This window comes from Streptomyces zhaozhouensis, from assembly GCF_900230195.1.
In the GTDB taxonomy this organism is placed as follows: Bacteria; Actinomycetota; Actinomycetes; order Streptomycetales; family Streptomycetaceae; genus Streptomyces; species Streptomyces zhaozhouensis.
Window position 1 is genome coordinate 126,302 of record NZ_OCNE01000019.1, and the last position, 6,803, is coordinate 133,104.

Genomic DNA, 6,803 nt, shown 5'->3' on the forward strand with positions numbered 1-6,803 from the left:
CGCCGGCGAGGGGTGCGGCGCGCGGCGCCGGCGAGGGGTGCCGGCGAGGGGTGCTCGGCCTGATGCCGCCGGCGGCGGGGCTGTTGGCCAACCGACGAGACGGGGGACGCGCGTGACGCTTCGAGGCCGCGGGCCGATACGCGGAGGACGCTGCCGCCCGCACCGCGAAGACGCCTGTTCAGGGCAGGGAACGGGTGGCCACGCGGTCGAGGTGGTCGGCGAAGACGCGTGGGGCGTCCGGGGTGAGTGTGGTCAGGGCGACCATGCCGGTGAGGATCACGTCGCAGAGCTCCTTCTCGACGTCGGCCCAGGTGTGGCTCGCGCCCTTGCGGGGGTTGGCACCCATGGCACCGTGCACGGCCTCGGCCACCTCCCCCGCCTCCTCCTGGATCTTCAACACGCGCAGCACGCGCCGCATCTCGTCGGAGGTCGGGGCGCTGTCGTTGTCGAGCCACTCGACGAGCCGCGTGATCGTGGCCCAGGTCTGGGAGTCCATCTGTCGCCGATCGTGAGGGTGGATGCGGGGAGCGCCGGACACTACCAACCGCTGACGCGGTCGCCGTCCGGCGGTTGCCGCTGCCGCTTGGGCGGCTTCGCGGGCGGAGGAGACGAGGGAAGGGCGAGCGAGGGAGAGGTGGTGCCGGCGTGGACGGGGAGGGGAGGCGGCGACACAACTAGGGTGGCGGTGACGGCTGTTCGCCAACCCACGGGAGTGGGGGGCCCTTGACGTCTCAGGATCGCTGGCCTCTGTGCAGCGGCTGTGGTTGCTGCGCGCCTGAAGGTAAAGTAAGCAAAATCCGCCCCTGCCACCGATGAACCCGCAGGTCACGAACCCTTCTCCCCGCACGCGCGGGGCGTGCCCGGTAGCCGATTTAACGGTTCAATCGGGCATGACCACTCCCCGCATGTGCGGGCATACGCCAGGTAGCCGGTTTAGCAGTAAATCGGCCCCGGCCGGGGCGGCCCGCGTCCCCTCCCCCTCCCCGTCAGATGAAGGCCGCCTCCGGGCGGTCGGTGTTGATCAGGAGGGGGAGGCGGCGGCGTTGGCCGGTGGCGATGATGGCGTACTGGTAGAGGGCCGGGGGCTCGTACAGTTCGCGCAGCGGGACCCAGCCCGCGCCTTCCTTGGGTTCCCTGGCGGGCAGTTGGGGCAGGACGCCGCCGTCGAGGACGTAGGTCAGGCCGTTGAGCGTCCCGGCGTCATCCGTGGTGGGGCTGACCGCGAGGATTTCGGAGAGGGTGCGGTCGCAGCCGGTGGCCTCAAGGAACGCCTCGCGGGCGGCGAGGATGATGCAGCGGCCCTGAGGGATCTGCCCGTGCGGCAGCACCCAACCCTCCTGGCCGTCCTCGCGTGTCCCGCGCACCATCAGCACGTGGTTGGTCTGGGTGGTCGCCAGCACGTGGAAGGTGATCGGGATCGGGGAACGGTAGATCGTCGTCAACATGGCGGAGTTCTCCTTGAGAAGGTCGGTTCGGTTCAAGTGGTCAGGCGGTCAGGGCGGGCAGCAGACCCGAGAGGGCGGTGAGCAGGCACATCAGGCCGACGAACGCCGGACCGGCGAACCCCGGACCGGGGGACGACGGCGGCGGGGGGTCGTCCGGACGCGGGACCACACGCCAGTGGCGCTCCGTCCGAGCCAGGAACAACGTGTGATCCGGCTGATCCTGCGAGTGCTGAAGCGCCCAGACCGCCACCGGCAGCGAATCGTCGTCGAACAACGGAGAGACCGCCTCGCAACTCATGCACTCCGCCCCGTGGATGCCCTCCGGCACCCCGGGACCCCGCTCCTGGATCAGTACGCGGTCCGCGCCCCGGACGACGTGAGTGTCAGACATCGGTCGTCGCCCCCTCCGTGACCGCGCGCAGGAAGCGTTCGCCCAGCGGGCTGCGCGCCCGTCGATGCCGGCCGCCACGCCGGTAACGGACCGCGCCCGAACGGCCTTCACGGCCGTCGGCGGAACGCCGGTACAGCGGAACCACCCGCCCGCAGGCGTCCGTCGGCAGCTCGTGTTGCGCCTCCGCGTAGTCCCACACCATCGCGTGCAGCCGGTTGAGGCAGTCGCCGCAGGCGAAGAGCGGGGCGTGGGCGCCGAACGTCCCGACCGCGCCGATCCACAGCACGCGCGTGTAGCGCCATCCGTACCAGAGCCAACACCAGCCGTCGACCCACGAGTTGTCGTCGTCGGTCTGCGCCGGGAGCGGCGCGAGGAGTTCTTCGGCGTTGGCGTTCACCGGCCCGACCCCCCGCAGGCGAACCAGACGACCTTCCCCACGGCCTCGCCGCCCGAGGTCGGGTACCCCTCCGGGTAGCAGCCGACCGCGTCCGCCATCTCGTGGAGCAGCCAGAGGCCACGGCCGGACTCCGCGTCCCAGTTCGGTTCGCGCACGACCGGCATCTCCGGCGAACGGTCCGCGACCGCCACCGTCACGCGCCCGTCCAGGCAGACAACGAGCAGACGGCAACGCGGAACGGCCACATGGCGCACCACATTCGCAAGAAGTTCCGACAAACCCATTCGGGCGATCTCCACGGCGGCGTCCGACGCGCCCCAGGACCGCATTACCTGAGCGATGGTCCGGCGCCAGGTCTCGATTCCCCTGGCATCGGCGAGGACTTCGCAGCTGAACACGGCCGAGTTGGACTCCTGGACGGGAGGCGCGAGTTGGGCGGACATCGGGATTCCTTTAGCTTCCTGTAACGAGGTGACTACAAGACTGGGTCCCAAGCGCTACGCTGACCAGGGGTTTCGCGATGCCCTTAGGTCAGGCGACAAGTAGCAACCATCAGTTCGATAGGGGGAGTTGATGGCCGCCACCGCAAAGTCGGACACCAAGTCCGTTGCTCCGGCACGCAAAAGGTTCATGGACGAGTTGGCGAGGCTCCGGGAGGAGTCCGGGCTGTCGCTGGGTGCGCTGTCCGAACGCGCCAGGTTCGACCGCTCGTATCTCAACAGACTCGAACGAGGCGAACGCATCGGCGACTTCGAGACCGCCCGCCGACTGGACGAGGTCTACGGAACGGGCCGCGGCCTCCAGAACCTCTGGTGGTTGGCGAAGGACGAGGCGTATCCCGGCCGATACCAGCGCTACATGGAGTTGGAGAACGAGGCCAGGATCATCCAGACGTACACGTCACATGCGATTCATGGGCTACTTCAGACCAAGGAGTACGCGCGGGAGTTCCTGTGGTCGACTCCGCACCGCCCTGACGAGGAACCGAAGCTGGAGGAGCAGTTGGCGTTGCGGATGGATCGCCAACTGCTCCTGCGCCGAGCAGAGTCACCCGCACACGCTCGTATCGTGCTCGACGAAGCGGTGTTCGGACGGCCGTTGAAGGACAGGGGTGCCTGGAAGCAACAGCTGCAACGGCTGATCGACGACGCCGCACTGCCCAACGTGACCCTTCAGATGCTCCCATTGAGCACGGGGCTGCACGATCTGCTGGGCGGAGTAGCCACTCTCCTCTGGCTTCCGGACGGCACGTCTGCTGCCTATCAGGAAGGCGCCAAGAACGGCGAGGTGATCGAGGAGCCGTCAGCCGTGGAGCAGGTGAAACTCTCCTACGATGAGATCAGCGCCTGTGCGCTGTCCCAGCAGGACTCCCTGGAGTTCATCCGCACCCTGATGAAGGAAGGCTAGAAGCGATGCGAGCCTCCCACCCCAACCTCAACGCCGCTCGCTGGCGCAAGTCCAGTTACAGCGACGGGGGGAGCACTAACTGCGTCGAGGTCGCCGACGGCTACCCCGGCGTCGTTCCCGTTCGCGACTCCAAGACCCCGGACCACGCGCCGCTGTTCATCCCCAGCGACGCCTGGGCAAGCTTCGTAGGACACCTCACCCGCTGACGCGAGCGGCGCTCAGGTCTCTCTCCACGCCGCGCCGCAGGAAGGCCGGAGACGATGCGAGCCGAACACTCCCACCTGAGCGCCGCCCGCTGGCGCAAGTCCAGCTACAGCGACGGCGGAGATAGCAACTGCGTCGAGGTCGCCGACGGCCGCCCCGGCGTCGTTCCCGTGCGGGACTCCACGCGTGCGCGGGGGCCCGTGCTGCACTTCGGAACGGCCGCCTGGCGTTCCTTTCTCGACACCCTCGACGGCCGGACCGGTTGACTCTCACACCGTGTCAGCCGGTCCAGTGGACGACGTCATGTTCAACATCGGAGCCTTCGCCCAGTACGGCGGCGTCTCGGTGCGCATGTTGCGCCACTACGACGCCGTGGGGCTGCTGCGTCCCGCCCACGTCGATCCGCACACCGGCTACCGGTCCTACGACGCCGCCCAGTTGGCCCGGCTGAACCGGGTCATCGCGCTGAAGGAGCTCGGCTTCACGCTGGCGCAGGTGCGCGCCATCGTCGGCGAGGAGGTGGGCGCGTCGGAACTGCGCGGCATGTTGCGGCTGCGCAGGGCCGAGTTGGAGTCGGCGATGGCGGCCGACGCCGCGCGGCTGGCGCAGGTGGAGGCGAGGCTCCGCGTGATCGAGAGCGAGGGGCGGATGTCGTCCGACGACGTGGTGATCAAGCGGGTTCCGGCGATGCGTGTGGCGGAGCTGACCGCCGTGGTGGACAGTTTCGATCCACGGTTGATCACCCCGGTGATCACCGAACTCTACGAGGAGCTGTGGAACCGGATGCAGGCCGCCGGGGTCGGGGCGAGCGGTGCGGCGGTCGCGTACTACGACAATCCGGAGGGGCCGGTGACGGTGCACGCGGGCATCCCGGTCGACGTCGGGCCGGAGCCCTCCTTCGACTTCGCGGTGGTGGAGCTGCCGGAGGTGGAGGCCGCGACGCTGGTCCACAAGGGCCCGGCGGACCAGGTCATCCCCAGCGTCCAGACGCTGGCGCGCTGGATCGACGCCCACGGCTACACGTCGGCGGGCGCGGCCAGGGAGGTCACCCTCTCCTGTCCCCACTGCCGCGACCACTCGGTGACCGAGCTCCAGGAGCCGATCGCCCGCCGTTGAACAGCGCCCGCCGTTGAACAGCGCCCGCCGTTCCGCGCATTGTCGCCGGCGACGGACCGGTGCCCGCGCGGGCGGGCGCCGGTACCCTCGGCGGGTGATCATCTGGCTGAACGGAACCTTCGGAGCGGGCAAGACCACCACGGCGCACGAGGTGGTGGAACGCCTGCCGGGTGCGCGGATCTTCGACTCCGAGATGGTGGGGTACCTGCTGAGAACGGTGCTCGACCCGACCACGGTCACCGACTTCCAGCAGTGGCGCGCCTGGCGCGCGCTGACCGTGGACACCGCGCGGCGGCTGCTCGACGAGATCGGCGGCGGGGGCACGCTGGTCATCCCGCAGACCGTGCTGGTCGAGGAGTACTGGAACGAACTGCGGAACGGCTTCGCGGAGTTCGGGATCCCGGTGCGGGCGTTTCTGCTGCACGCGGACCGGGAGACGCTGGTCGAGCGCGTGCACACCGACACCAAGGCGGAGAGCCAGGGCGACACCGTGGCCTGGCGGCTGCGGCATCTCGACGTCTACGAGGGCGCCTCGGGGTGGCTGCGGGAGGCGTTCACCGAGATCGACACCGCCGGGCCGACGCCGGGGGAGGTCGCGGAACGGGTGCTGAGCTTCGTGCGGCCGACGGGGATGTCGGACGCCGCCATCGAGGCGGCGACGGTCGGCGCCCCGCGGCAACTCAACGGGCGGGTGCGGTTCGTCGAGTACGACCCGCGGTGGCCTGACGTCTTCGCCGCCGAGGCGACCGCGCTGCACGGCGCGCTGGGCGCGCTGCCGCACCGGCTGGAGCACACCGGCTCCACGTCCGTTCCCGGGCTGGCGGCCAAGCCGGTCATCGACATGCTGCTCGTGGTCCCGGACTCGGGCGACGAGGACAGCTACGCGCCCGCGTTGGAACCGCTCGGCTACCGGGTCGTCATCCGCGAACCGGACTGGCACGAGCACCGGGTGCTGCGCAAGGACGCGCCGGCCGAGGACGTCGACGGGGTCAACCTCCATGTGCTGTCGGCGGGTTCGCCGGAGATCCAGCGCATCCTCGCCTTCCGCGACCGGCTGCGCACGCACGACGCGGAGCGCGACCTGTACGCGGCGACCAAGCGGGGGCTGGCGGAGCGCGACTGGAAGTACGTGCAGAACTACGCGGACGCCAAGTCGGAGGTGGTCGAGGCCATCCTGGCCCGCGCCCTCGACGGCCGGCGGCACTGAGCGGGGCGGGCGGGCGCGCGGTGCGCGAGGGGCGGGGGCCGAGCCCCGAGGACGAGAACCGGCGGCTGCTGCGCGCCCGCGACGCGATCGACCGCGACTGGGCCCGGCCGCTGGACGTGCCCGCCCTCGCGGCCCTCGCCTACCTCTCGCCCGCGCACTTCTCGCGCCGCTTCCGGCAGCTCTTCGGCGAGACCCCGCACCGCTACCTGCAACGCCGGCGCATGGAACGGGCGTCGGCGTGGCTGCGGGACAGCGACGTGCCGATCACCCGCATCGCCTTCCTGGTCGGCTACGAGAGCCTCGGCACGTTCAGCCGCACCTTCACAAGCGTCTTCGGGACGAGCCCGAGCAGCTATCGGATGGCGATGCGCGGCACGCGGAGCGGCCCGCCGTCCTGCGTCGTCGCGCGGTGGACGCGACCACGGAGCCGTCCGGGGACCCCACCGCGGACCCCGCCCCCGCCAGAGAGCAGTTTCGGATAAGCGGATCGGGGGCCCGCGAAAATACCGTGGCCGCATGAGTTTCCTGAGTCAACCCCTATGCCGCCAGGGGCTCCTCGGCGGCAGTGTTGATCTTGTTGTTGGCTTGGTGGGTGGCGGGGTCGTAGCAGGTACCGTCACGCCAGCAGGCCCACAT

At 70.0% G+C, this 6,803-nt stretch carries 10 protein-coding genes and 2 pseudogenes; 7 read left to right on the forward strand and 5 right to left on the reverse strand.

Translation table 11 applies throughout. The features are described 5' to 3' along the window. Positions 1–178 precede the first annotated feature (178 nt). The 5 genes from CRP51_RS22990 to CRP51_RS23010 form a co-directional block, all read right to left on the reverse strand. Positions 179–496 carry a MazG-like family protein gene (locus tag CRP51_RS22990; protein ID WP_097233220.1) on the reverse strand — a complete coding sequence of 106 codons (318 nt, stop codon included), beginning with the start codon at positions 494–496 and terminating at the stop codon, positions 179–181. A 490-nt stretch (positions 497–986) separates the two neighbouring features. After that, the gene (locus CRP51_RS22995; RefSeq protein WP_097233221.1) at positions 987–1,445 is read right to left on the reverse strand and encodes an NUDIX domain-containing protein; all 459 of its coding nucleotides are present in this window, start codon (positions 1,443–1,445) and stop codon (positions 987–989) included. Positions 1,446–1,485: 40 nt separating this feature from the next. After that, positions 1,486–1,836, reverse strand: a complete 351-nt coding sequence (locus CRP51_RS23000; RefSeq protein ID WP_097233222.1) for a DUF7848 domain-containing protein — start codon at positions 1,834–1,836, stop codon at positions 1,486–1,488. Then, entirely contained in the window at positions 1,829–2,233 is a 405-nt protein-coding gene (locus CRP51_RS23005; protein ID WP_097233223.1) for a hypothetical protein, read from the reverse strand. Before CRP51_RS23005 ends, CRP51_RS23000 begins: the two co-directional genes overlap by 8 nt. After that, positions 2,230–2,676, reverse strand: a complete 447-nt coding sequence (locus tag CRP51_RS23010; protein ID WP_097233224.1) for an ATP-binding protein — start codon at positions 2,674–2,676, stop codon at positions 2,230–2,232. Before CRP51_RS23010 ends, CRP51_RS23005 begins: the two co-directional genes overlap by 4 nt. A gap of 130 nt (positions 2,677–2,806) precedes the next feature. On the opposite strand from CRP51_RS23010, the gene CRP51_RS23015 reads away from it, so the two are divergent. The 7 genes and pseudogenes from CRP51_RS23015 (at position 2,807) to CRP51_RS23040 (ending at position 6,649) form a co-directional block, all read left to right on the forward strand. After that, positions 2,807–3,640 (forward strand): helix-turn-helix domain-containing protein, encoded by an 834-nt coding sequence (locus tag CRP51_RS23015; protein ID WP_097233225.1) that lies wholly within the window; start codon positions 2,807–2,809, stop codon positions 3,638–3,640. 5 nt (positions 3,641–3,645) lie between these two features. Then, complete coding sequence (locus CRP51_RS23020) at positions 3,646–3,846, forward strand: DUF397 domain-containing protein (RefSeq protein ID WP_097233226.1); 201 nt, start codon at positions 3,646–3,648, stop codon at positions 3,844–3,846. Positions 3,847–3,900: 54 nt separating this feature from the next. Further along, positions 3,901–4,110: a DUF397 domain-containing protein gene (locus tag CRP51_RS23025; RefSeq protein ID WP_097233227.1), complete on the forward strand. Its 210-nt coding sequence runs from the start codon at positions 3,901–3,903 to the stop codon at positions 4,108–4,110. 37 nt (positions 4,111–4,147) lie between these two features. After that, on the forward strand, positions 4,148–4,960 hold the full coding sequence (locus tag CRP51_RS23030) for a MerR family transcriptional regulator (RefSeq protein WP_097233236.1): 813 nt from the start codon (positions 4,148–4,150) through the stop codon (positions 4,958–4,960). A 94-nt stretch (positions 4,961–5,054) separates the two neighbouring features. Next, positions 5,055–5,582: pseudogene (locus CRP51_RS30260) on the forward strand (AAA family ATPase); the annotation flags it as partial. 81 nt (positions 5,583–5,663) lie between these two features. Further along, a pseudogene (locus CRP51_RS30265) lies at positions 5,664–6,167 on the forward strand (GrpB family protein); the annotation flags it as partial. A 20-nt stretch (positions 6,168–6,187) separates the two neighbouring features. Next, complete coding sequence (locus tag CRP51_RS23040; protein ID WP_097233229.1) at positions 6,188–6,649, forward strand: helix-turn-helix transcriptional regulator; 462 nt, start codon at positions 6,188–6,190, stop codon at positions 6,647–6,649. Positions 6,650–6,803 lie beyond the last annotated feature (154 nt).

Bases quoted from the DNA above. Each gene is read 5' to 3' on its own strand.
- CRP51_RS23000 (WP_097233222.1), bottom strand. From the start codon at position 1,836: ATGTCTGACACTCACGTCGTCCGGGGCGCGGACCGCGTACTGATCCAG.
- CRP51_RS23015 (WP_097233225.1), top strand. From the start codon at position 2,807: ATGGCCGCCACCGCAAAGTCGGACACCAAGTCCGTTGCTCCGGCACGC.
- CRP51_RS22995 (WP_097233221.1), bottom strand. From the start codon at position 1,445: ATGTTGACGACGATCTACCGTTCCCCGATCCCGATCACCTTCCACGTG.
- CRP51_RS23030 (WP_097233236.1), top strand. From the start codon at position 4,148: ATGTTCAACATCGGAGCCTTCGCCCAGTACGGCGGCGTCTCGGTGCGC.
- CRP51_RS22990 (WP_097233220.1), bottom strand. From the start codon at position 496: ATGGACTCCCAGACCTGGGCCACGATCACGCGGCTCGTCGAGTGGCTC.
- CRP51_RS23020 (WP_097233226.1), top strand. From the start codon at position 3,646: ATGCGAGCCTCCCACCCCAACCTCAACGCCGCTCGCTGGCGCAAGTCC.
- CRP51_RS23010 (WP_097233224.1), bottom strand. From the start codon at position 2,676: ATGTCCGCCCAACTCGCGCCTCCCGTCCAGGAGTCCAACTCGGCCGTG.
- CRP51_RS23025 (WP_097233227.1), top strand. From the start codon at position 3,901: ATGCGAGCCGAACACTCCCACCTGAGCGCCGCCCGCTGGCGCAAGTCC.